This is a genomic window from Mesorhizobium sp. M1D.F.Ca.ET.231.01.1.1, assembly GCF_003999155.2.
Classification (GTDB): Bacteria; Pseudomonadota; Alphaproteobacteria; order Rhizobiales; family Rhizobiaceae; genus Mesorhizobium.
Map to the genome: position 1 here is coordinate 37502 of NZ_RZOZ02000019.1, position 22971 is coordinate 60472.

21 protein-coding genes are annotated in these 22971 nt (G+C 64.2%); 13 read left to right on the forward strand and 8 right to left on the reverse strand.

Annotation, left to right across the window (positions count from 1 at the left end):
• Positions 1–4 precede the first annotated feature (4 nt).
• Positions 5–1552, reverse strand: coding sequence for a mannitol dehydrogenase family protein (locus EN874_RS30605; RefSeq protein ID WP_127428572.1), 1548 nt, complete (start codon positions 1550–1552; stop codon positions 5–7).
• Positions 1553–1738: 186 nt separating this feature from the next.
• On the opposite strand from EN874_RS30605, the gene uxaC reads away from it, so the two are divergent.
• The 10 genes from uxaC to EN874_RS30655 all read left to right on the forward strand — a co-directional run bounded on the left by uxaC (position 1739) and on the right by EN874_RS30655 (position 10959).
• The gene (gene uxaC, locus EN874_RS30610; RefSeq protein ID WP_127428573.1) at positions 1739–3157 is read left to right on the forward strand and encodes a glucuronate isomerase; all 1419 of its coding nucleotides are present in this window, start codon (positions 1739–1741) and stop codon (positions 3155–3157) included.
• Positions 3158–3190: 33 nt separating this feature from the next.
• The gene (locus EN874_RS30615) at positions 3191–4168 is read left to right on the forward strand and encodes a TRAP transporter substrate-binding protein (protein WP_127428574.1); all 978 of its coding nucleotides are present in this window, start codon (positions 3191–3193) and stop codon (positions 4166–4168) included.
• A gap of 69 nt (positions 4169–4237) precedes the next feature.
• Positions 4238–4801 carry a TRAP transporter small permease gene (locus tag EN874_RS30620; protein ID WP_127428575.1) on the forward strand — a complete coding sequence of 188 codons (564 nt, stop codon included), beginning with the start codon at positions 4238–4240 and terminating at the stop codon, positions 4799–4801.
• Positions 4802–6082: a TRAP transporter large permease gene (locus tag EN874_RS30625; protein ID WP_127428576.1), complete on the forward strand. Its 1281-nt coding sequence runs from the start codon at positions 4802–4804 to the stop codon at positions 6080–6082. It begins immediately after the preceding gene.
• A gap of 39 nt (positions 6083–6121) precedes the next feature.
• Entirely contained in the window at positions 6122–6895 is a 774-nt protein-coding gene (locus EN874_RS30630) for a FadR/GntR family transcriptional regulator (RefSeq protein WP_126087030.1), read from the forward strand.
• Positions 6896–6911: 16 nt separating this feature from the next.
• Positions 6912–7763, forward strand: a complete 852-nt coding sequence (kduI, locus tag EN874_RS30635; protein ID WP_127428577.1) for a 5-dehydro-4-deoxy-D-glucuronate isomerase — start codon at positions 6912–6914, stop codon at positions 7761–7763.
• Positions 7760–8527, forward strand: a complete 768-nt coding sequence (gene kduD / locus EN874_RS30640) for a 2-dehydro-3-deoxy-D-gluconate 5-dehydrogenase KduD (protein ID WP_127428578.1) — start codon at positions 7760–7762, stop codon at positions 8525–8527. Before kduI ends, kduD begins: the two co-directional genes overlap by 4 nt.
• A gap of 29 nt (positions 8528–8556) precedes the next feature.
• Positions 8557–8889: a cupin domain-containing protein gene (locus EN874_RS30645; protein WP_126087032.1), complete on the forward strand. Its 333-nt coding sequence runs from the start codon at positions 8557–8559 to the stop codon at positions 8887–8889.
• A gap of 367 nt (positions 8890–9256) precedes the next feature.
• Positions 9257–10003: a sulfotransferase gene (locus EN874_RS30650; RefSeq protein ID WP_127428579.1), complete on the forward strand. Its 747-nt coding sequence runs from the start codon at positions 9257–9259 to the stop codon at positions 10001–10003.
• On the forward strand, positions 10000–10959 hold the full coding sequence (locus EN874_RS30655; RefSeq protein ID WP_127428580.1) for a hypothetical protein: 960 nt from the start codon (positions 10000–10002) through the stop codon (positions 10957–10959). Before EN874_RS30650 ends, EN874_RS30655 begins: the two co-directional genes overlap by 4 nt.
• Before the next feature lie 24 nt (positions 10960–10983).
• On the opposite strand, the gene EN874_RS30660 is transcribed toward EN874_RS30655, so the two are convergent.
• A complete protein-coding gene (locus EN874_RS30660; protein WP_127428581.1) occupies positions 10984–11610 on the reverse strand; it encodes a LysE family translocator in 627 nt (208 codons plus the stop codon).
• Positions 11611–11776: 166 nt separating this feature from the next.
• On the opposite strand from EN874_RS30660, the gene recQ reads away from it, so the two are divergent.
• Positions 11777–13618 carry a DNA helicase RecQ gene (gene recQ, locus EN874_RS30665; protein ID WP_127428582.1) on the forward strand — a complete coding sequence of 614 codons (1842 nt, stop codon included), beginning with the start codon at positions 11777–11779 and terminating at the stop codon, positions 13616–13618.
• 114 nt (positions 13619–13732) lie between these two features.
• Here the strand turns inward: recQ and EN874_RS30670 are convergent, their stop codons facing one another.
• The 3 genes from EN874_RS30670 to EN874_RS30680 all read right to left on the reverse strand — a co-directional run bounded on the left by EN874_RS30670 (position 13733) and on the right by EN874_RS30680 (position 16665).
• Positions 13733–14185 (reverse strand): cupin domain-containing protein, encoded by a 453-nt coding sequence (locus EN874_RS30670; protein WP_127428583.1) that lies wholly within the window; start codon positions 14183–14185, stop codon positions 13733–13735.
• A complete protein-coding gene (locus EN874_RS30675; protein ID WP_127428584.1) occupies positions 14182–14811 on the reverse strand; it encodes a TetR/AcrR family transcriptional regulator in 630 nt (209 codons plus the stop codon). The genes EN874_RS30670 and EN874_RS30675 overlap by 4 nt, the downstream gene beginning before the upstream one ends.
• Before the next feature lie 231 nt (positions 14812–15042).
• Positions 15043–16665 carry a caspase family protein gene (locus EN874_RS30680; protein WP_127428585.1) on the reverse strand — a complete coding sequence of 541 codons (1623 nt, stop codon included), beginning with the start codon at positions 16663–16665 and terminating at the stop codon, positions 15043–15045.
• 335 nt (positions 16666–17000) lie between these two features.
• Between EN874_RS30680 and EN874_RS30685 the strand changes: the two genes are divergently transcribed.
• Complete coding sequence (locus EN874_RS30685; RefSeq protein ID WP_127428586.1) at positions 17001–17621, forward strand: DUF6647 family protein; 621 nt, start codon at positions 17001–17003, stop codon at positions 17619–17621.
• Positions 17622–17735: 114 nt separating this feature from the next.
• Complete coding sequence (locus EN874_RS30690; protein ID WP_348631746.1) at positions 17736–18446, forward strand: sulfotransferase; 711 nt, start codon at positions 17736–17738, stop codon at positions 18444–18446.
• A gap of 524 nt (positions 18447–18970) precedes the next feature.
• Here EN874_RS30690 and EN874_RS34640 read toward each other — a convergent pair.
• Genes EN874_RS34640 through EN874_RS30695 form a run of 3 tightly spaced genes read right to left on the reverse strand, consistent with a single transcriptional unit; the run spans position 18971 to position 22764 of the window.
• Positions 18971–19513 carry a shikimate kinase gene (locus EN874_RS34640; RefSeq protein ID WP_306462658.1) on the reverse strand — a complete coding sequence of 181 codons (543 nt, stop codon included), beginning with the start codon at positions 19511–19513 and terminating at the stop codon, positions 18971–18973.
• Entirely contained in the window at positions 19401–20312 is a 912-nt protein-coding gene (locus EN874_RS34645; protein ID WP_245454709.1) for a shikimate kinase, read from the reverse strand. The genes EN874_RS34640 and EN874_RS34645 overlap by 113 nt, the downstream gene beginning before the upstream one ends.
• The gene (locus EN874_RS30695; RefSeq protein WP_245455307.1) at positions 20293–22764 is read right to left on the reverse strand and encodes a hypothetical protein; all 2472 of its coding nucleotides are present in this window, start codon (positions 22762–22764) and stop codon (positions 20293–20295) included. The genes EN874_RS34645 and EN874_RS30695 overlap by 20 nt, the downstream gene beginning before the upstream one ends.
• Positions 22765–22971: the final 207 nt, after the last annotated feature.

Below are 22971 nucleotides of genomic sequence, written 5' to 3' on the forward strand. Positions count from 1 at the left end.
AGCGTTACCGGCCGTCTATGCCTAGCGCGGCGAATGCCAGCACCGGCCCTTCCCGCCGCAAGTGGACGAGATGCACGGCTACGAGCTCGATCAATGTCTGTCGTTCGGCATGGTCCTTGGCGAAGCCAGCCAGATCAAACACCGCCGTCACCGTTTCATTCGCCGGCAGTTGCTGGTCCAAGAGCGCTGTCAACGCCGCGTCGAGCGGGTCGGTGAAATGCCCTTCCGGCAAGGCCTTTCCCCGCGCCGCGCAGGCGGCGATCCAAGCGGCAACCACCAGGGTAAGATGGACCAGCTCAGTGCCGGCTTCCAGGCACTCCAGGGTTGACGCTATGATGCGCTGCGGTAATTTCTGGCTGCCGTCATTGGCGATCTGCGCGGTGCGATGGGCGAGCGCCGTGTTTGAAAACCGCTCAGCGAGTTCGGCCGTATAGGCGGTCGTATCGAGTCCGGCGTCGTCCGGCAGTGTCGGGATGGCTTCGGCCCACAACGCATCGACGAATTGCCGGATCGCCGGATCGGCGAATGCGCGGTCGACGGTGGCGTGGCCGCTGAGCAGGCCGAGATAGGCGATGCCCGAGTGGGCGCCGTTGAGCAGCCTCAGCTTCATGTCCTCGAACGGACCGACATCCTCGACCATGGTGACGCCGAATTTTTCCCAGGCCGGCCGCCCGGCCGGGAAACGATCCTCGATAACCCATTGGCGGAACGGCTCGGTCATCACCGGCCAGGCGTCCCCGAAGCCGAGTTCGCCGGCGATGCGCGCGCGGTCGGCATCGGTGGTCGCCGGCACGATGCGGTCGACCATGCTCGACGGGAAAGCCACATCGTCAGCTAGGTAGCCGGCTAACGGAAGATGATCTGCGCCGGCACGCTCGGCATCGCCCTGTCGGGCGAGCCCGGCATCGACCTGGCGGTCGTGCCGTAAATCCCGCAGCTTCGCGAACTCGACCAGCAGCCGGTGCAGCGTGGCGCCGTTGGCCGGGAGATTGTCGCAGCAGAGTACGGTGAAGGGCTGCGTGCCGGCAGCGCGGCGGCGCGCGAGCGCCTCGGCGAGAAAGCCATGCGCCGTCTTCGGCGATGCCGGGTTCGCCAGATCGTGGACAATATCGGGATGGGCCCTGTCCAGCGTGCCGTCGGCGGCTCGAAGATAGGCCTTTTCGGTGATGGTCAGCGTGACGATGCGGATGCGCGGGTCGGTGAGTGCTGCGAGCACCGCGCCGGGATCCTCCGGCGCCACCAGCAGCGACAGGATCGAGCCGACGACATCAAGCTGCTCGCCGGCGCTGTCCCTTACCGCCAGCGTGTAGAGCCCGTCCTGCGGCGCCAATGCATCGCGGGTGTCGGGGCTGCGCAGCGAGACGCCGACGATGCCCCAGTTCGCCTCGCCATCCGCCAGGCAGGCGTCGACATAGGCCGCCTGGTGCGCGCGGTGGAAAGCGCCGACGCCCAGGTGGACAATGCCGGGCCTCACGGCGCCGCGATCGTAGCGCGGTATGGCAATGGCGTCCGGCAGTTTAGCGATCGTGGCGTTGGAAAGACGGCTGTTCATTGGCGTTTGAAGTCTCCGATCGGCGCGTCGAGCCCGGGCATGAATGGACGACTGCGGCGTAGCATCCGTCCCCGCCCCATACAATGGCCGGGCTCCGCGCAAAAGTCATCATACAACTTAATGATTTTTGTATGTTGACATTATCTCCGGCCGATCTACCAATAAGCCAGCCTGGGAGGAAGCCAAGTGGCAGCACTGACCGATCCGGACCTGCTGTTCGCGCCGGAAACGCGAACGCTTGCCCGCTCGCTTTATGCGGGGGTGAAAGACCTGCCGATCGTCAGTCCGCACGGTCACACGGATCCGCGCTGGTACGCGCTCGACGAGCCGTTTCCCGATCCGGCGCAATTGCTGATCGTGCCGGACCATTACATTTTCCGCATGCTGTTCAGCCAGGGCGTGCGGCTGGAGGAACTAGGGGTGACGAGGCTCGACTCCCCGACTCCCAATGGTGCCCCGGTCGAGACCGACGGCCGGGCGATCTGGCGGCGCTTTGCCGAGCATTATCATCTCTTCCGCGGCACGCCGACCCGGCTCTGGCTCGACCATGTGTTCGAGCATCTGTTCGGCATCGACGAGCCGCTCGATGCCAGTACCGCCGACCGGCACTACGACACGATCGCGACGCTGCTCGGCCAAGACGACTATCGGCCGCGGGCGCTGTTCGAACGCTTCAACATCGAGGTGATCGCCACGACCGAGGGCGCGCTCGACGACCTCAAATGGCACCGGATGATCCGCGACAGCGGCTGGCAGGGACGCGTGGTCACCGCCTACCGGCCGGACGCCGTGGTCGATCCCGACTTCGAAGGTTTCCTGGCCAATCTCGATCGGCTCGGCGAGATCACCGGCTGCGACACCGGCACTTGGGCCGGCTATCTCGAAGCGCACAGGCAACGCCGCGCCTATTTCAAGGCGTTTGGCGCGACCTCGTCCGACCACGGCCATCCGACCGCCGAGACCGCCAATCTTTCCGACGCCGGAGCGCAAGAGCTGTTCAACCGCATCCGCCGCGGTTCGGAGGACGAGAGCGAGCGAAAGCTGTTTCGCGCCCAGATGCTGACCGAGATGGCCAAGATGAGCCGCGACGACGGCCTGGTGCTGCAGATCCATCCTGGATCATGGCGCAATCATTCGCCGGCTGTTTTCCGGAAGTTCGGCCGCGACAAGGGCTTCGATATCCCGACCAGGACCGACTATGTGGCGGCGCTGGCGCCGCTGCTCGACTGCGTCGGGCTGGAGCGCGACCTCACGATCATCCTGTTCACGCTGGACGAGACGAGCTACGCGCGCGAATTAGCGCCGCTCGCCGGGGTCTATCCGGCGCTCAGGCTCGGGCCGGCCTGGTGGTTCCACGACAGCCCGGAAGGCATGCGCCGCTTCCGCGAGATGACCACCGAGACGGCCGGCTTCTACAACACCGTCGGCTTCAACGACGACACGCGCGCCTTTCCGTCGATCCCGGCGCGTCATGACGTCGCCCGCCGCGTCGACTGCGCCTTCCTGGCGCGGTTGGTCGCCGAACACCGGTTGCGCGAGGAGGAAGCGCATGAGCTGGCGCGGGAGCTTGCCTACACGCTCGCCAAGAAGGCGTACCGGCTCTGAGCCGGTCGCCAGGGTTTTCAAAGGGAGGAAGTCATGTTGCATCTTTCGAAATTGACGGTGGTCACGTTGGCCTTCGGCTCGCTGCTGATCGGCATTGCCAGCGCCGAGACCGTGCTGCGCTCGGCCGACACCCATCCCGATGGCTATCCGACCGTCGAGGCGGTCAAATACATGGGCGAGCTGATCAAGCAGCGGACCAACGGCCGCTATTCGATCGAGGTCTATCATTCGGCGCAGCTCGGCGAGGAGAAGGACACGATCGAGCAGACGCAGACCGGTGTCATCGATTTGAACCGCGTCTCGATGGGACCGTTCAACGGCATTGTGCCGGAAACGCAGGTGCCGTCGCTGCCCTACATGTTCCGCTCGGTCGACCAGATGCGCCACGTCATGGACGGGCCGATCGGCGAACAGATACTCAAGGCCTTCGAGGCGCATGACCTCGTCGGCCTCGCCTTTTACGATTCCGGCGCGCGCTCCTTCTACAACACCAGGAAGGACATCGCCTCGATCGCCGATCTCAAGGGCATGAAGTTCCGCGTCATCCAGTCGGACGTGTTCGTCGACATGGTCAATGCGCTCGGCGCCAATGCCACGCCGATGGCCTATGGCGAGGTCTATTCGGCACTCGAAACCGGCGTCATCGACGGCGCCGAGAACAACTGGCCGAGCTTCGAATCCGCCAAGCATTATGAGGTGGCAAAGCACTACACGGTCGACCAGCACCAGATCGTGCCGGAAGTGCTGGTGATGGCGAAGGCGAGCTGGGACAAGCTCTCGCCGGAAGACCAGACGATCGTGCGCCAGGCCGCCAAGGACAGCGTCGTCAAGATGCGCGAGCTGTGGGATGCGCAAGAGAAGAAGTCGCGCGACATCGTCGAAAAAGCCGGCGTCAAGGTCAGCGAGATCGACAAGCAGCCGCTGATCGACGCGATGAAGCCGGTCTACGACAAATATCTGTCGACGCCAGAGCTGAAGGACCTCGCCGCGCGCATTCAGGCGACCAAATGAAAGCTGCCCGCGGGGCGGGCTATCTGCCCGCCCGTCACGTTCTCACAGGCTGAAGATCGGGAGGATCGGATGGCGACAACGACAAAGGCGGGCGAAGCGGCGCCGCGCTTCAGCATCATCCTGTCGCGGGTTTGCGACGGCGCGCTCTATCTCGCCGGGTTCGGGCTTGTCTTGATGACCGCTTTGGTCGCCTACCAGGTGTTCTCCCGCTTCGTTCTCAACAACTCGCCGAGCTGGACGGAGACCAGCGCCATCATGCTAATGAACTGGTTCATCTTCCTGGGCGCCGCGGTCGGCGTGCGCGAGAACTACCATATGGGCTTCGACGTGCTGGTCTATATCCTGCCCAAGGGCAGCAAGGGGTTCTTGCGCACACTCTCGGACCTGATCGCTCTGGCGTTCGGCGTCGGCATGGTCTGGTACGGCTGCAAGCTGGTCGGGCTCACCTGGCACACCATCATTCCCGCGCTCGAGCTGCCGGGCGGCTTCGACTATCTGCCACTGGTCACCGGCGGTGTGCTGATCTGCCTGTTCTCGGCCGAACGCATCGCGCTGCGCTGGTCGGGTATCGACGTCGACAGGAATCTCAATCTCGAGGATGTGCCCGAGATGCCGGCGGTGCAGGAGGCCTAGATGGAGCTTTGGATCCTGTTCGGCGTCTTCACGCTGTTGATGCTGGCCGGCACGCCGATCGCCTTCTGCCTGGGCGCGGCATCCTTCGCCACGGTGCTCTATCTCGGCCTGCCGCCGCTGGTCGTGTTCCAGCAGCTGAAGTCGGGAATGAGCGTGTTCTCACTGATGGCGATCCCGTTCTTCATCTATGCCGGCGACCTCATGGTGCGCGGCGGCATCGCGCAGCGCATCGTTTCCTTTGCCGGCTCGCTGGTCGGCCATGTCAGGGGCGGGCTCGGCCAGGTCAACATCATCGCCGGCACGCTGTTCGGCGGCATCTCCGGCTCGGCGGTCGCCGAAGCGGCCGCGGTCGGCGGGCTGATGATCCCGCAGATGAAGGCGCGCGGCTACGGCGCCGACTATGCCGTCAACGTCACCTCGATGGCGGCGCTGATCGCGCTGCTTCTGCCGCCGTCGCAGAACATGATCATCTATTCCATCGCCGGCGGCGGCAAGATCTCGATCGCCGACCTGTTCACCGCCGGGATCCTGCCCGGCCTTCTGTTCGCCGCCTCGCTGATGGTCACCGCCTATCTCGTCGCCCGCAAGCGCGGCTATCCGGTCGAGACTTTTCCAGGTTTCGCGCGTGTCGGGCAGTTGGCGCTGATCGCCATCCCCGGTCTGCTCCTGGTCGGCATCATCTTCGGCGGCGTTCGCTCCGGCATCTTCACGGCAACCGAAAGCTCCTGCATCGCCATCCTCTACGCCTTGCTGGTGACGGTCTTCGTCTACCGATCGATGCGCTGGAACGATTTCGTCCACGCCACGCTTGGCGCGGTGCGCACGACTTCGATGGTGCTTTTGATCATCGGCATGGCGGCGTCGTTCAGCTGGCTGATGGCCTATCTCAAGGTGCCGGTGCTGCTGATCGCCGGGATGAACGCCATCTCCACCGATCCGCTGGTGGTGCTGCTTCTGCTCAACGTGCTGATGCTGCTTCTCGGTACCTTCATGGATATGGGTCCGATGATCATCATCTGCACGCCGATCTTCCTGCCGCTGGTCCAGCACTACGGCGTCGATCCGGTGCATTTCGGCGTCATCACCATCCTCAATCTCGGCATCGGCCTCAACACGCCGCCGGTCGGCACGGTGCAGTTCGTCGCCTGCGCCGTCGGCAAGATCACGGTGTGGGAAGCGATGCGCTCGATCTGGCCGTTCTACGGCGCCGGTATCGTGGTTCTGGGGTTGGTGACGTATATTCCCGCGATCTCGCTGTGGCTGCCAAGTGTATTCAGATAGGGCGTATTCAAATAGGCGTGTTCAAATAGGAAGTGCGACGTGGCCGATACCACAACCGATCTCAGGGTCGAACGGAAGCCGAAGCTGTCGGAAACGGTGGTTGCGGCGATCCGCAAGCAGCTTCTGGCGGGCGAGATCCCGCCCGGGCACAAGCTGCCCACCGAGGGCCAGCTGACGGAAACCTTCGGCGTCAGCCGTACCGTCATCCGCGAGGCGCTGGCCAAGCTCGCCGCCGACGGTCTTGTCGAGCCCAGGCAAGGCGCCGGCGTCTTCGTCACCGAGCATATCTCCACCACGCTCGGCGTTCTGGCCGCCGACATGGGGGCCAAGGACTCCATCGCGCTCAATGTGCTTGAGGTGCGGCTGGCGATCGAGATCGAATCGGCAGGCCTTGCCGCCATCCGCCGGAACGCCGCGCAGGAGGCAGCGATCCAGGAAGCCTTCTTCGAGTTCGAGCGGCTTTTGCTCGACAGCCAGCCGACGGGTCCGGCCGATCTCGCCTTCCACCGGGCGATCGCCAGCGCCACCAACAACCCCTTCTATGTCGAGATGCTCGACGTGCTCGGCCGCCGCGCCATTCCCTGCGACGTGACCTCGCCCTGGTCGACGGAGCTTGTCCAGTCCGACGAATACCAGCGCGGGCTGCAGCGCGAGCATCTGGTGATCCTCAACGCCATCTCGGCGGGCGATGCGAACGCCGCGCGCGAGGCGATGCGGGCGCATCTCACCGCCAGCCAGCAGCGCTACCGCGAGCGCCTGCAGGCGCGGCAGGCCTATTACGCGAAGTCGGTGGCGGCGGCATCGAACGGATGATCATTCGAGCAAGATGATGGATCAAAAGCACACCGAATTCTCCTCGCGCTTCGCCATCGACCCGACCGCGGCCGCGGCGATGGGAACCGCCGAGCTGCGCCACAATTTCCACGTCGCGGGGCTGTTCCAGCCCGACCGTGTCAACCTGACCTATACGCATTACGACCGCATGGTCGTCGGCGGCGCCATGCCGGTCGATACCGTCCTGCTTCTGGAAGCGATCAAGCCGACCGGCACCCAGGCATTCCTCGACCGTCGCGAGCTGATTGCCGTCAACATCGGCGGCGCCGGCACGGTGAGGGCCGACGGCCCGCCCTATGAGATGGCGGCGCGCGACATGGTCTATCTCGGCATGGGCACAGAGCAGGTGTCGTTCGCCTCGGCCAGTCCGGATGAGCCGGCCAAATTCTACCTGCTGAGCGCGCCGGCGCACCAGACCTATCCCAGCCAGTTGATCCGCATCGCCGACGCCAGGAGGCTCCACCTCGGCAGCCAGGCGGCCAGCAACGAGCGCTCGATCTTCCAGTTCATCCATGCCGATGGTGCAAGAACCTGCCAGCTTGTCGTCGGCATAACGCAGCTGGCGCCGGGATCGGTGTGGAACACCATGCCCTGCCATGTGCATGATCGACGCATGGAGGCCTATCTCTATTTCGACCTGGCCGAGGGCGCGCGCGTCTTCCATTTCATGGGCCAGCCGGACGAGACGCGCCACATCGTCATGCGCAACGAAGAGGCGGTGCTGTCGCCGGGCTGGTCGATCCATTCGGGCGCCGGCACGTCGAACTACGCCTTCATCTGGGCCATGGCCGGCGACAATGTCGACTATACCGACGTCGACCAGGTGACGATGGATCAGCTCAGGTGAGCGACCTCTCCGCCTTCAGCCTTGCGGGAAAACGCATCCTCGTCACCGGCGCCAACACCGGCATCGGCCAGGGCATCGCCGTGTCGGTGGCGCGCGCCGGCGGCGCCGTCATCGGCGTCGGCCGCTCGGCGATGGACGAGACAGCGGAAAGGATCACCGCGACCGGCAGCAGCTTCGAAGCGATGACCGCCGATCTCGGCGATCCCGGCAAGGCGGCCGCCATGCTCGACCGGGTCTGGGACGAGAGCGGGCCGCTCGACGGCCTGGTCAACAATGCCGGCATCATCCGCCGTGCCGACGCCGTCGACCTGACCGAGGCCGACTGGGACGAGGTGATGGATATCAATCTGAAGACGGTCTTTCGGCTCGCTCAGAGCTTCGCCAGGCGCGTGCTGGCGGAGCCCGGCCGACGCGGCAAGATCGTCAACATCGCCTCGGTGCTGAGCTTCCAGGGCGGCATCCGCGTCGCCTCCTACACAGCCTCGAAGCATGGCGTGCTCGGCCTCACCCGGCTGCTCGCCTGCGAATGGGCGCCGAAGGGCATCAATGTCAACGGCATCGCGCCTGGCTATATCGAGAGCAACAACACCGAGGCCTTGCGCGCCGATCCCGACCGCAGCGCAGCCATTCTCGGGCGTATACCGGCTGGGCGCTGGGGCCGGCCCGACGACATCGGCGATGCCGCCGTGTTCCTGCTCGCGCCTGCGTCGGACTACATGCATGGCGCGGTGGTGCCGGTGGACGGCGGCTGGCTGGCACGGTGACCATTTCGATTTCTGAACGGAAGCCTGCAATGACCGACATTTTCGCTCGCGCCGACGAAAAAAGCTGGACGCCGACGCCCGACGGCAACAGGCGGCGCGTGCTGGTGCATACGGACGAGCTGATGATGGTCGAATTCGCCTTCGACAAGGGCGGCGTCGGCGCGCTGCACTCGCATCCGCATGTCCAGGCAAGCTATGTCGCCGAGGGCCGCTTCGAGGTCACCGTCGACGGCCGGTCGGAGATCCTGGAAGCGGGGAGCAGCTTCATCGTGCCGTCCAACCTGGTGCACGGCGTCAAGGCGCTGGAAGCGGGCCGGCTGGTCGACAGCTTTGCGCCCCATCGAGCCGACTTCCTCGCCTGAAACGCGGCTTTGAAATATCGGAACGGAAAACCCGCGCCGTAAGGCGCGGGTTTGTTGCCTGGGGCGCCCGTGGCGCCGCTGCGGTACTCAAACATCGCCGCAGGACGACAAAGCTGCCGCAACATGGTGAAGATAGGTTTAACAAAGAGACCCGGAACTCTGCTGGCATATCGGCCGAAGAGGCGGCGGCCGCAAATCATCATTCGGCCACGGATGCCGGCTTTGGCAGCGGATGAGCTAAAGCGCGACGCGATCCTTCGGAATCGCTCCACGCGCTTTAGGTTTTGATTTACGCATGTCTTTGTCCCGAAACCGGTTCCCATTTTCGGCAGACATGCTTTAAGCCGACCGGAGAGAAAGTCGGAAAATGGACGTGGTACAAAAATCAGAAGCCTTTTTGCGCGAGGCCACCAGGCGGCCGATCAGAGAGATCCGGCGCCTGGCGCTGGATATGAAGCGGCTGTGGCGGCTGTGGGTCACCGGAGGCGCGGCGCGCTACAAGAAGATATTCATCGCCGGCTGCGCGCGCAGCGGAACGACGCTGACCCAGCGTCTGATGGGATGTTTCGAAGACACTTTCGTCCATAGAGCCGAAGCGAAATATACCCAGCTGGATATGCTGGACCGTCCCGAATCCAACCTTGTCGTCAAGCGCACCGAGCGGGGTCACGCGCATCTGGCAAGGTTGCCCAGCGCGATTGGTCTGATCTATTGCGTCCGCCACCCGTTCGACGTGCTCACGAGCTCGCATCCGGAAAGCAGGGCGGAGCGCCGGTTCCATGTCACGTCCGAACGCTGGCTGGCGGAATACGAGGCCTTGCTGCGGCTCAGAAAGGCACAGCCGCATCGCGCGATCATCTACGTCCGCTATGAGGACACGATCGCTCGGCCGGACGAGGTTCAGGAGCGGATCGCGCGGGCATTCGGGCTCAGGCCGCGTATCCTTTTCAGCGAGGATCCCGGCAATCCGATCCGAGCGACCTCGCTTCAGAAGTGGGAACGCAACGAGGAATATCTTGCCTACATCAAAGGCCTGCCGCCGGCGTTCCTCGCCCGGTTGAAAGGGTTCTGCGACGAATTCGGCTACGACATGCCGGAGTGGGCTGGCGCATGACGCCGATGCCCGGCCTTTCTGCCGAACGGCGCGGGCCGTTGATCACGCCCGATATGCTGCCGGGCGACGAGGGGGCCAGCATAAACGGTCCATCGCTGGTCAGGATGCCCGATTGGGCGAAGGGCCGGCTCGGGGCCTACCATCTCTATTTCGCGCATCACAACGGCACCTACATCCGCCTTGCCTATTCCGATGCGATCGAGGGTCCGTGGCGGATCCATCCGGGTGGCGCGCTTTCGCTCGCCGAGTGTCCGTTCATCAAGGGGCACATTGCCTCTCCGGACGTGCATGTCGATGCGCAGAACCAGCGGATCGTCATGTATTTCCATGGTCCGGTCTTGAACGGCCAGGGGCAGACGACCTTCGCGGCCACGTCCGTCGACGGTCTGCGTTTCAGACCCGATCCCGAACCGCTTGGACCATTTTACGCGCGGATCTTTCGCCATGGCGGCTGGTGGTACGGGCTCTTCGGCACGGCCAACGTCGAGCTTCGCCGATCAAGCGACGGTCTTTCCGGCTTCGAGGAAGGGCCCATCGTGCTGCCGGGCTCGCGCTGGGTCCGGCCGCGGCACGCGGCGGTGCAGAAGAGCGGGAGCTCGCTGATCGTCTACTACACGTGCAAGGGCGACGCGCCCGAGCGCGTGCTCTACGGCTGCATCGACCTTTCCGGCGACTGGCGGCGCTGGCTCGTGCGCGGCAGGACCGAATTGCTGAGGCCGGGCACCGACTATGAGGGCGCCGGCCTGCCGGTTCGCCGCAGCCGCGTGGGCATGGCAAGGAGCAGGGAGAACGGACTGCGCGATCCGGCCATTTTCGAGGAGGATGGCCGCACCTGGATGCTCTATGCCATCGCCGGCGAAAGCGGCATTGCGCTGGCCGAAATCCAACCGGGCAAACCCAGGGCTCCCGGCTTGCGAAGATCGATTGCGGACCTGTGGAGCCGGCTCGGAGCGTAGCGCCCTCAGCTGGCGAAGTTGGGATCAGCGTTGCTGCAGCGCCAGCCGCACGCCGAGCGCGCAATAGATGCCGCCGACCACCTTGCCCTGCCATTTCAGCACGGCCGGGTTGCGGCGCAGGAAGGCGCCGAGACTTCCGGCCGAGACGGCGAAGACCACGGTGCTGAAGAGGCCGAGGAGGACAAAGACGGTGCCGAGGATCGTCAGCTGGAGCATGACCGATCCGTTTTCAGGGCGCACGAACTGGGGCAGGAAAGCGAGGAAGAACAGCGCCGTCTTCGGGTTCAGCACCTCGGTCAAGATGGCCTGGCGGAACGCCTTGCCCGCCGGTACGGCCAGGGTGCGGGCCCCGAGATCGGCCGGCGCCTTCTCGAGGATGGCACGGATGCCGAGATAAACGAGATAGGCCGCGCCGATGTATTTGATGACGGAAAACAGCATCGCCGATGTGGCGATGATGGCCGAGATGCCGAAGATCGCCATGGCGGTGTGGACGACATCGCCCGCCGCGACGCCGGCCCCGGTAGCGATGCCGACCTTGGTTCCCGAGCTCGTCGCCCGCGCAACGGTTAGCAGCGTGGCGGGCCCGGGAATGAAGACGAAGCCAAGCACGATCGCGACATAGGTCGCCAATGTGGCCAGGTCGATCATTGCCGGCTTCCTCCGCTGCAGGTCGGGACAACAAGCCACCCTTTTCGCGGAAAGGCAATGCAGCTGCGCTGCGCCAGCAAAACGACGGGCAGCACGGGTTCGGATAGCATTCCGGCGATCTTCTCCGTAAGAAGATTGCCTCAGCCGAATCCGGGAATCACACTCAATGCGGACATCGACGGCAGGTCTCTTTGCCGAGGGACGCGATCCGAAGCGGCGCGTGCTGAAAGACGTGTTCGGCTTCGACGATTTTCGTCCCGGCCAGGCCGACGTGATGGAGGCGCTGCTCTGCGGACGCCATGTGCTGGCCGTCATGCCGACCGGCGCCGGCAAGTCGCTCTGCTACCAGGTTCCGGCGCTGGTGCTGGGCGGGCTCACCATCGTCGTCTCGCCGCTGGTGGCGCTGATGCAGGACCAGGTCGCGGCGCTGCGGCTTGCCGGCGTCGCCGCCGACACGATCAATTCCTCGCTCGACCGCGATGCCAACGTCGCGGCATGGCGCCGCGTCGCGTCGGGCCAGACGCGCCTGCTCTATCTCGCGCCGGAGCGGCTGATGACCGAACGCATGCTCGACGCGCTCGCCAGGCTCGACATCCGCCTGATCGCCGTCGACGAGGCGCATTGCATCTCGCAATGGGGACCGGCCTTCCGGCGCGAATATGAAGACCTGGCGCGGCTGCGCGACATCTTTCCGCAAGTGCCGATCATCGCGCTGACGGCGACGGCGGACGAGACGACGCGCACCGACATTTCGGCGCGGCTGTTTGCCGACCGCGTCGACACCCTGGTGCTGGGCTTCGACCGGCCCAACATCAGCCTTGCCATCGAGGCGAAGCAGGACAGCAAGCGCCAGCTGCTGCGCTTCGTCGAGCGCCATCCGGGGAAGAGCGGCATCGTCTACTGCCTGTCGCGCCGGAAGACGGAGCAGATGGCGGCCTTCCTCGAGCAAAACGGCATCACCGCGCTCGCCTATCATGCGGGCATGAGCAAGGAGGTGCGGGAGGCCAATCAGAACACCTTCATGACGCTTTCCGGCGTGGTCATGGTGGCGACCATCGCGTTCGGCATGGGCATCGACAAGCCAGACGTCGCCTATGTCTTCCACACCGACCTGCCGGCGAGCCTCGAGGCCTATTACCAGGAAATCGGCCGCGCCGGCCGCGATGGCCGGGTGGCCGAGGCGCACATGCTCTACGGCCTCGGCGACATCCGCACGCGCCGCCTGTTCATCGACGACGAGGATGCCTCGCCGGAGCACAAGAGGCGCTCGCATGGCCGGCTGGACACATTGATCGGCTATTGCGAGACGGCGCAGTGCCGCCGCCAGGTGCTGCTTGGCTATTTCGGCGAAAGCGCTTCGCCCTGCGGCAATTGCGACAACTGCCTCAACCGGGCACCGCGCACGGACGGCAGCGCGGAAGCGCGCATCATCCTTGCGGCCATCGCGCAAACCGGCGAGCGCTTCGGCGCCTCCCATATCGTCGACATCCTGCTCGGCCACGAAACCGAGAAGGTGCTGGCCAGGGGCCATCAAAGGCTGGCCGGCTTCGGCACCGGCGCGGCGCACAAGCGGCCCGCCTGGCTGTCGCTGATCCGCCAGCTCGTGGCGGGCGGGTTCCTGATGCCGGACCCGGAAGGCTATGGCGGGCTTGCCATTTCCGACAGCGGCCGCGCGCTCGGCCGCGGCGAGGTTGCGTTCGAGTATCGCGTCGATACGCGGCACCGTTCCTTGCGCAACAAGGCGCGTTCGGCCCAGGCTGCCGCCGGCACGGACGATCTGGACGCCGCGCTGCTCGGCGCGCTCAAGGCGCTGCGGCTGCGCCTGGCGAAGGAACGCCAGGTGCCGGCCTATGTCGTGTTCTCCGACCGCACGCTGATCGACATGGCCGGGCGCCGCCCGCGCGACCTCGATGCCTTCGCGCAAGTGAACGGCGTCGGCGAGGCGAAGCTCAGGGAGTTCGGCGAGGTGTTCCTGAGCGCGATCGCCGCGCATCAGGCGGCCGCCTAGCGCCTTTTTGATCCGCGACGGGTGCTGCCCCGCACAGGAGTTGCCGCCGACAAGGAAGCACTTTGCTGTCCTTGCCGGCGGTCTCCTGTTTGATCAGCGTCGTCGTGCGGAAGTTCAGGCCGCCGCAGGCAGCGCCTCGATACCGTGGCGCTGCATGGCGGCGCCAATCCGGGCAAAGTCGGGCTGCGCCTGCGGCTCGACGGTGCCGATGTCGCGGAAGAAAGCGATCATCGACGGCTCGACGAGCACCAGCATCCGCACAGGGCGGCCGCTGTCGTTGGAGTAATTGTGCGGTGCCCTCGGGCCGATGCGCACGGAAGTACCGGGACCGGCGACGGTCACTTCGGGTGAGCCGCCCGCGCCAAAATGGCGGACGGTGAGCGTGCCTTCCAGCACATAGAACAACTCGGGCGACGCGTGGCTGTGCGGCGGAGTGCCGGAACCCGGCGGGACCTCGACCTCGATGAGTTCAAGACTGGAATCGGCGATGCCGCCGAGCAGGCGGATGCGGTCGGCGACGACCCAGAGCGTCTGGGCGGCCTCGGGAGTGGTGACGTTGAAGTTCATGGCTTGTCTCTTTGGTTTGCAACTTCCGCCGGTGAATGACCCGGGGTGACCGCGGACAGGATCACCTCGAGTGCCCAGGACGCGGTCTCGCCGGCCTGGGCGCCGGTGAGACCGCCATAGTCCTTCAGAACCTCCCATGCGGAGGCCGAGAAGAGCAGGTGAGCCAGCGCCTCGACCTTCTCGGCGTCGGCGGGCTGAAGGGAGGAAATGGCGGGAGCCAGCGCGCGCCTGAAATTGGCGCGGCGACCCGCCACCGTGCCCATGCGCATCTCACGGCCGGTCCGCGAATGGAGCGATGAGCGGATGGCTGCGTCGTGCATATCGAACCGCGGGAAGGCACGCCGAGGGCCATCGATGATGTCCTTGACGGTCTCTGGGGTCGTAGAGGCTCCTATTCGGGCATTCAGCCAAGGCCAGAAGGCAGTCAGCAGGTCGTCCTTGGTGGCGAAGTGGCGGAACACGGTCCGCCTCTGCACCCCCGCCTTTTGGGCGATCGCCTCCATGCTGATCTCGTCCGCGGCGGTGGCCGAAGCCATCAGCTCAAACAAGGCACAAAGGATCGCCTCATGCGTTTCGCGCGCTTTCTCTTCGCGCATGGGGCTGTTGTAGGTGCGGACGTCCGACACGCGGGGTACTCCTAATTGGTGACACCATATGTGTCATGAAATTCTGCGGCCGTCAATTGGTGTCATCAATGGTGTCATTAATCGAAATCGAAGCGCGGCGCTTCTGCCACCGCTGCTTGGTCTATCCGACTGGGGAAGATGGCGGCGTCTTCATTGTCCGCGTGCGGCGCGGGTATGAAGGCTGTAGCCGCTCCTGGAACGAGATCCGCAGCTCACCGCGTGGATAGCATTTCAATAATGCGCGTAGCCGCTCAGCGGACATTTCTGGGACGCGGGAACCTCGAAGGTGCCGTCAATGCCGCTGCAGGTGCGGTACCCGGACTTTCGCTGCGCCGGTTTGGCCGCCTTTGGCGCCGGCCGCGGATTTGCGGCTTCGCGTCGCTGTTCGCGTCTCGGCTTCGCGCGGACGACCGGTTGCGGCTTCTGCGTCTTTTGCGAGGTCGCGCTTTCCTGTTTCTTCGCTTCCGCCTCCGACGCCCGCTGGGCGCGATAGCTCTTCAGGGCGTCGTCCGTGTCGAGTTTCAGGCGGGCATATTGCTTTGAGGTGAGAAAGCTGGTCGGGGGCAGCCGGTTTTCCTCCTGCCACCGGCCGATGGCACGGCGCGTCTTGATGCCGAAGTCGCCGTCGGCACTGTCCAGCTCGTAACCGATCGCCAGCAGCCTTTCCTGCAGATCGATCTTTGCCTGACGATCGAGGCCGATCGCGCTTTCCGTCAGTTCGGTCCCAACGTCGGTTTCCGGATTGGCGGTCGCGGCCGGAGGTTGCGCCGCCATGGCCGAGCGCGACGCGTCGCTCTCGGTCTTGGCGGCAGCAGCCGGTGCATTGCCGAGCGTAATCGGCGGCTTCTTGAGCTGATCGATGTTGAGGCGGGCGAGGTCCGCGAACGCTCCCTTGGGGAATTGCTGCAGATAGGCCTCGTAGTGGGCAAGCGTGTTGCGCTTCGAAGCCTCGTCCCACACACGCTGCTCGATTTCCCATCCGCGCGCATCCGAGCCTGGCGGCTCGACCGGCGTCTCGGTCGCGGACGGCTGCGGAGCGGGCGCGGCCGGTGGCGGCGTCTGCGGGCCGATAAAGACCTCGCGGCCGAGCGAGGCGTTGTGCCAGGGCCGCTGGCGCCCATCGGTTTCGGCCGTCACCTCACCGCGAACCCGGGTCAGCGCGCTCTGGATCTCGACGCCGGGCTCGGCGAGGTGCCTGGCCAGCGACATCGTGTAGGGGCTGTTGGCGCCTTTGCCGTCATAGGATACGGCGCCTGGATCGGTCGCAAAGGCGATCAGCACGCCGCCGGTTCCGACGTCCGACCCGCTGACATCGATCGGCGCCAGGCCGGGCGCGGTGGTCGAGCGGCTCTTCGGCAAGGACGCCGCGAGCGTCCTCGCCAGTGGATTGTCGCGGCAGGCGTCGAGAATGACGATGCCGACGGCAGGGTCCGGCGGGAGAGCGGCGAGCAGCTCGTCCATCTGGACGGTGCGGGTCCTGAGATGCGCGGGAGCGGTAAGCTCGGCGTCGACCGGGATCAGATAATTCTTGCCGTTCACCTGCATGCCGTGGCCGGCGTAGTAGATCAGCGCCGTATCCGCCTCATATGAGGCCTCCGTGAACTTGTTCAGCCGGTCGCGCATTCCGGCGTAGTCGAGATCGACTCCTTCGATGACGCTGAATCCCGCCTTGCGCAGGACGTCGGCCATCAGGCGGGCATCGCCGGCGGGGTTGGGTAGAGCCGGCGCGTAGACATATTTGCTGTTGCCGATGACCAGGGCGACCCGGTTGCCGCCGGCGGCAAGGGCGCTGGCCGGCAGCAGGGCTTCCGCGGCCAGGAAAAACAAACCAACAAAGGCGGCCCAGAACCTCATCGCGCGCACTCTCAATCAAGTTGCGGCTTTGCCTGCTCGTTCCAGTCGCATTTCATGCGGGGGATGCCCCTTCCATGAAATGTATAACACATTGGCGGAGGTTGAACGTACATCGCGTCGCATTCCTGCATCGGCTTGTTCGATTCGTCCGGGCAAGCGCGACCGCGTCGCACGCGAGGATAGAGCGCGGATACAAAGTCTGGCTCGCCTGGATGAGGCAATTCAAGGGATTGAGCCCCGGAGTGCGTTCTCGTACCGGACTGGCTTCTTACGGGATCGAAAGAATAGTAATCGCTAATTTAGGTAATTCTGATATATAGTTCGGGCCGCCTTTCATGAGGGAAAAGGATTTGAGGCTTCTTCGACTTCTCCTCGTTTCGACCCTGACGAGCTTGTGGGCTCAGGCCAAGGCCGACGATTTCGAAGTTCAGGCGCAATCCCGCCCGAACGACGTTCCGGCAGCGGTGCTGCCGGGTACGGGTTTCGTTGTCCGGCCCGGCTATTTCGAGACCCGCAATGAGAGCCTGAGGCCATTGCTGGAAGCCATCGCCGTCTGGCTTTCGTCGGAATTCGACCTCCCTCCTCCTTCAAATCCGCCGACGATCTCATGGGTGCCGGCCGAGCGGCTGAGTCGGCTTCGGTTCCGAGGCCTACCCTCCGATCATTGGGGCGGAGAGAAAGCCGATATTCTTGCAGTCTACGATGACGATGCGCGTACCATCTACCTGCCGGCCGGCTGGAACGGCCGAACACCAGCCGAACTATCGATCCTCGCCCACGAAATGGTCCATCACCTCCAAAACCTGGCCGGGTTGAAATTCGCGTGTCCGCAGGAACGGGAGCAAATCGCCTATGAGGCCCAGCAACGCTGGCTGCGATTGTTCGGAAGCGACCTGGCCGCAGATTTTCAGATCGATGGATTCATGCTCCTCGTCCTGACCAACTGCCCCATGTGATCTAACGCGAACCGTACTCGGTCGCCGCCCCTGTGGAAACATTCCCATTGCAATGCCTCAAAAGAAGAGGTTCGATTAAGTGTCCGGGGAGAGACACAGTCAGTGAACAGAGGCGTGGTACGGCTTATTCCAAAGCCGAGGGTTTCCATATTTATCTGTGGTTGTGGCCATACCGGCTCGACCTTGCTTGCTCGAATATTGGCCGCGCATCCCGATGTCTTCAGCGTCCCACGGGAAACAAGCGCTTTTGTCTCGGACAATGGCGCCAGATGGACCAAGCTAAGCTTGCTTTTGCTTGAGGCGGCTGTTTCGCGCCGGAGCGTCTGGGTGGAAAAAACCCCCGGCCATATCCACCATACCGGTCAGATACTCGAGACGATTCCGGGCGCCCGTTTCATCGTCGTCACACGCGACGGCCGGGATGTCGTGACCTCGCTCGGGCAGCGTTACGAGGGCGATTTCGACCGAGCTTTCCAAAGGTGGGTTGCCGACAGCAAGGCCTCGATGCTCTGCATCGAGAGAGGCGGGAGCATGCTGTGGCGCTACGAGGATTTCATCGAGGCGCCCGCGCTTTCCATCGAACGGCTATGCCGCTTCATCGGGGTGGCTTTCGATCCGGCCATCCTGGACTATCACCGGCATCCGGTCGTCTGGGGAAGGGAGAGAAGAGTCCGGACGGCGCATTCGGCCCGCCGCTTGACGCAGGTCAACCAGCCTATCACCGACTACCGGGGCGGCTGGAAATCGACGCTGCCCGCGGACGTCGCCTCGCGTTTCGAGGCGGGCGAGGCGCAGGAGCTCATGGCTTATTTCGGATATTGCTGAGAGCGAGCCTCCTTCGCCGAGGCTTCGAAGAACATCCAGTTTCGCGCCGAGAGGTATTGAGGGACTTGTCCTGCGAAGCGCGCAGCGCCAAGCAGGATGGCGGAGAGGGAGGGATTCGGTTTCACGCCTATCCTGCTGAAAATGCTAATCTTTTCGCGCTTTTTGTTACGCAGTTTGTTACACTGCTACAACTGCGATTTACAATCGCTCTTTTGAGCTCGCCTGCCCAATCCATCTTATCTGTCGAAACCGACGCAATGGCGCGGCGGTGGATTGGGTCACTCTGTCATAGTATCCGCGCTTCATTAAGTTGACGATGCCGTTTAGACTCGGAGCTGATCCTTTCCGGTCGATCACCAGGATTTGGCGCGCGACCCGGCACCGGCGGTTCGTCTTTGTACGTTTGTGTCATCCAGGCCGGATCAACTCGGCCATCAGGCTTCTCACGACTTATGCATGCGTTTCCCACTTTTATTAGCATTCGGTGCGAACCCGCACCCTGCACCAAACCTGCGACGCCTAAGCTATCGTCCTCGACTTGAGCGTTCCCTGCTTCTCGTGGAAGACGCTAAATTCGCTCGTGCGTTATTGCCGGCCAGCAAAGGCTGCGGGTCGGCGGTGAGGGTGTCGAGGAGCGGCGGCCGTTCCCTTTCACTCAATAGTGCCGCCGGCGCCTGGATGGTTTCCACGACGCCGCCCCCGCAATCGTAGCCGTTGTGATGATCATCGTGCATGCGCTGAGCTGTTGGGGACATGCTGATGGCGGTGCCGGAAGCACCGGAGACATGTGATATCTCGGCAGCGGGCAGAGCGGCTTCTCTGTCGCTGCACAGGAAAGCGTAGAGTTCCTTCACGCAAATGCGGGCGTCCTTCTTGTCTTTTTGAAAGGGCGGGACGAGGGGCAACCTGATATCGGCCTTTTGGTAGAACGGACTGCGCTCTTCGTACAGCTGGTCAACCTTCTGCTCGATGTCGGCGCCTTGCAGCAGCGGCCGGCTGGTGTCCCTCTCGAGGCGCCTGCGGAGCTCTTTCAGCTCGGGTGTCGAGCCAGATCGACCTCGCCTTATTAAGAATCAGGGCTTGATTGGACTCCTTGCCAAAGCAGCCGCCGCCGGTTGCGATGACGATGGGGCCTCTCTCCAGCTGCTTGGCGAGCTCTTTGGTCTCCAGGTCCCTGAAGTGCGCCTCGCCACGGCCAGGGTCGGCGAACATCTCCATCAGATTGCCGTGATCGGCGACGATATGCTTATCGATGTCGACAAACTCCACCCCCAACTCCTTGGCAAGCTGGGCGCCGATGGTCGACTTGCCGCTCGCCGGCATGCCGACGAGCACGACCGGCCGCGTACCGAGGGCCGCGAGGATCTCGCCGGCTTGCGGCGAGCGAGCGACCGCAATCTGTTGTCTTGCGACGATGGGCGACCTGGAGGTCCCTGCCGCCCTCGACCTGCTTTCTCCTGACGAGTCCCAGTGTAATATCTCCCAGGCACCACGGGGAATGGGGACTAGCTGTGAGCTCTGCGCGCGGTGCGCGAGCTCGGCCCGATAACTGGCCGGCGTAGGGAACTCGACCTCGAAGCGATAGTTCTGCGCGGTTCTGAACGCCGTGTGAACGCCGCGTAACCGCGGCCTGTCCATCCTGATGACCCAGTTGGTGGTCTCGACCTCGCTGCAGTCCCGCTCCTCGAAGGCCAGTGCCGCCTTCCTGAAGGCGCGCGTAAAAGCCTCGTCCGGGATCTCGAAGACATGGCGCACGGCATTGGTGACCAGTTGGGCCTCCGGCGCCGTGCTCACGCTCTGGCCGGTCAACTCGTCGGCTATCCAGACCTGCCCGCCCGACCGTTGGTCAAGATGCGGCACCTTCACCTCGATGCCGTCCTGCCGCAAAAGCTCGGCAACCGCATGCACAATTTTTGGTAATCGCGCTTTCTTGCGCTTCGGCGGGGGCGGCTTCGAGCCTGGCCCGCTCAAGGGCCTGTTCGCTGCTCAGCGTTATCGTGCTGGCGCGGTCGTCTTCGGCCGAGATTGCTAAGGCGCTGAGCAGAATGCGCTTTTCGACGGCGAGTCTGATCGAGGCCTCCATGACCGATGCCGCCAGCGTGGGGTTGTCCTTCAGATCCGCCAGGCTGCCATCGACGTCGAACCGGCCCTGGTGGAGCTTTGCCGCCTGCGCCTTGACATATGGCGCCGACTTGAAGCCCGGCCTCTGCTCCAAGAGCCGCTGCAATTCGGTGGTTTTTTGCATGAACACCCGCGCACCGGTATCGGACTTGTAGGCGTCAGTGCCGACCTTGATGCCGACGCTCAACAGATTGATGGCGCTTTCATGCAGCTTGACTTCCGACTGCTCATGAGCCGGCTCGCTATTGAGCTGCAGGTTCCAGTCCTGGAGCTCGGCCACTAACAACGCGGCCAGTTCGCAGGCCACCGGATGCCTGGCGGCCTTGCTGTCTTCCCTCGCCCTGGCGATGAGCTCATGGAGGGCCTGGCCATCCGGCCGATCTTCCTGCAACAGTGCGCGGATGTCGGCCTTGAGCTCATTATGAATGCCCTCGTAGGTGCCGAAGATGGCACGCTCGGCAAACCAGCGTTGCGCCTCCAGCGGCTGCGCCAGCACGTTGCGCTGCAGGCAGCTGTAGGTCTCCAGCACCAGCCCGGTGGCCGACAGGATCTGCTTGGACCGGGTGAACTGGTAGCCGCTTTTCTCAATGGCCGGCGTGTGCGACTTCGGCGGCTTCATCGAGGCGATGCCGCGCGCCTGCAGCTGCGCGTCGAACTGGCGCACATGCTCGTAAAGGCGAGGCTGGTCGCCAATGATGACGACGGTGTCGCCATCAAAATCGCCGTCGAGCATTTTTTGTTCGACGCTTGGAACCGCAACCAAAGAGCCGGGCGCGAACACCTCCGTCGCCTGCAGGATGCCGACGCACTCGAGCGCGGTGTCGGCCTTGACCCGGTCCTTTTCCTCCAGCCAGTACGAATGGCACTTTACGTCCTCGGCAGACATCACGACCCCGCGCTCGGCGAAGTCCGCCGGCCACATTTCGTCGGGCACAACGATCAAGATGCCTTTGGCAAAGAAGGTCGGATCGTCGGCGGCAAGCCCAGCCCCCGACCTGTGCGCGAAGTTGAAGCTATATTGGAAGGCCACGCACCGATCCAGGAACGCCGCGGTCCGGTCGCCATCGCGCGCCGACCTGACCCGGTCGGCGGCGAACGGGCGCAGGTTGGGCTTGTCATAGGGGGAGCGTCCGACAAGCACGCCAGCGTCACGGGTCAAGGTCTTGCTCTTGCCCGTCGGCACATGCAGGCATTCGTCGCTGGACGGCACGGCGATAGCGCTCGAACCCTCGATATGCCCGCCCGTGACCGTCCGGAACAGCTCCTCGGCGGTGAGGCTTTGATGGGTTTCGAGCCAAGCCTGAGCCTTCTCGCGGGTCTCCTGTGCTACCTCGACGCTACGCGGATAATGTTGCAGCGCCGAGGGCGGTACCGCCGATTGCCTTTTATCGGCATAGGCAGGCATCCGCTCGGGAGCGTCGTGGCGAGCCCGGGCAATGGACGGCATGCGCTCGGCCAGTGAGGCCCTAATGAAGCCGCAGCCGTCATGCGGCCGCAAGGCGATCTCGCCGTCTCGCCCCTCGAACCGGAAGGGATGCACTGCGCCTGCGGGATGGTCGGGCAGAAGGGACAGCTTGAAGCACCCTTCCAGCGCATAATCATGGGGGCCAATGTCGGGGATGCCCGGCGGCGCGGCAAATCCGCGGCGCTGGGTATAGTAATAGGCTTCCTTGAACGGCGCCCAGGCCCGCGACAGCTGCTCAAAGGCCGTACCCGGAGCCGTCTCGGCATAGGGGATCGCCAAAAGCTTGCCGCTTGGGGCCTCTGCGGCCGTGAAAGGCAGGTGAGAGGCAAGCTGGTTCAGGCTCTTTTGCGGCGGCTTCAGTTTGCTGCCGCCGAACAGGTCCATGCGGTAGGGCACGCCCTCCACGGTGAACGTGCGTGTCAGCATGGCTCCAGTCGGAGTTCCCTTTAGCTGCACCGCCACCACCTTCACCGCGCCCGAGGTCAAGCGGTGGAAAATGGAATAGCGCAACTCGGCTTCGCTGGCCAGCGGCCGGCCTTGCATGTCGACCACCGGCAGCCGCATCAGTCCGGCATCGCCTTGCGGCGGTCTCGGCTCGTGGTCCATGGCCTGAAGGACCCGATGGACATCGAAGCTGGAGGCTGCATGCTGGGCCTGGATCATCGATGCGTTCTGCGCCATGAAGGTGTCGAGCGCTTCGAGCGGCTCCTTCGCCTCGATCTCGGCGATCACGCTCGAGTTCGCGCACCGCCTCGGCGCGCGCCGCGGCGCTCCTTCCTCGGCTGATGAACACTGCCGATCATAGATTCGACTGCCAGCCTCAAAGCCCCATCGTCGTGCATAATATGGGCTGGCCTCGCTACATTCGAAGGGGATCGAAGGCCGATCCCACGGTGCGGTGAAAGAAGCTGCAAGCGGCTTCCAAGACTAGGTGCGAGC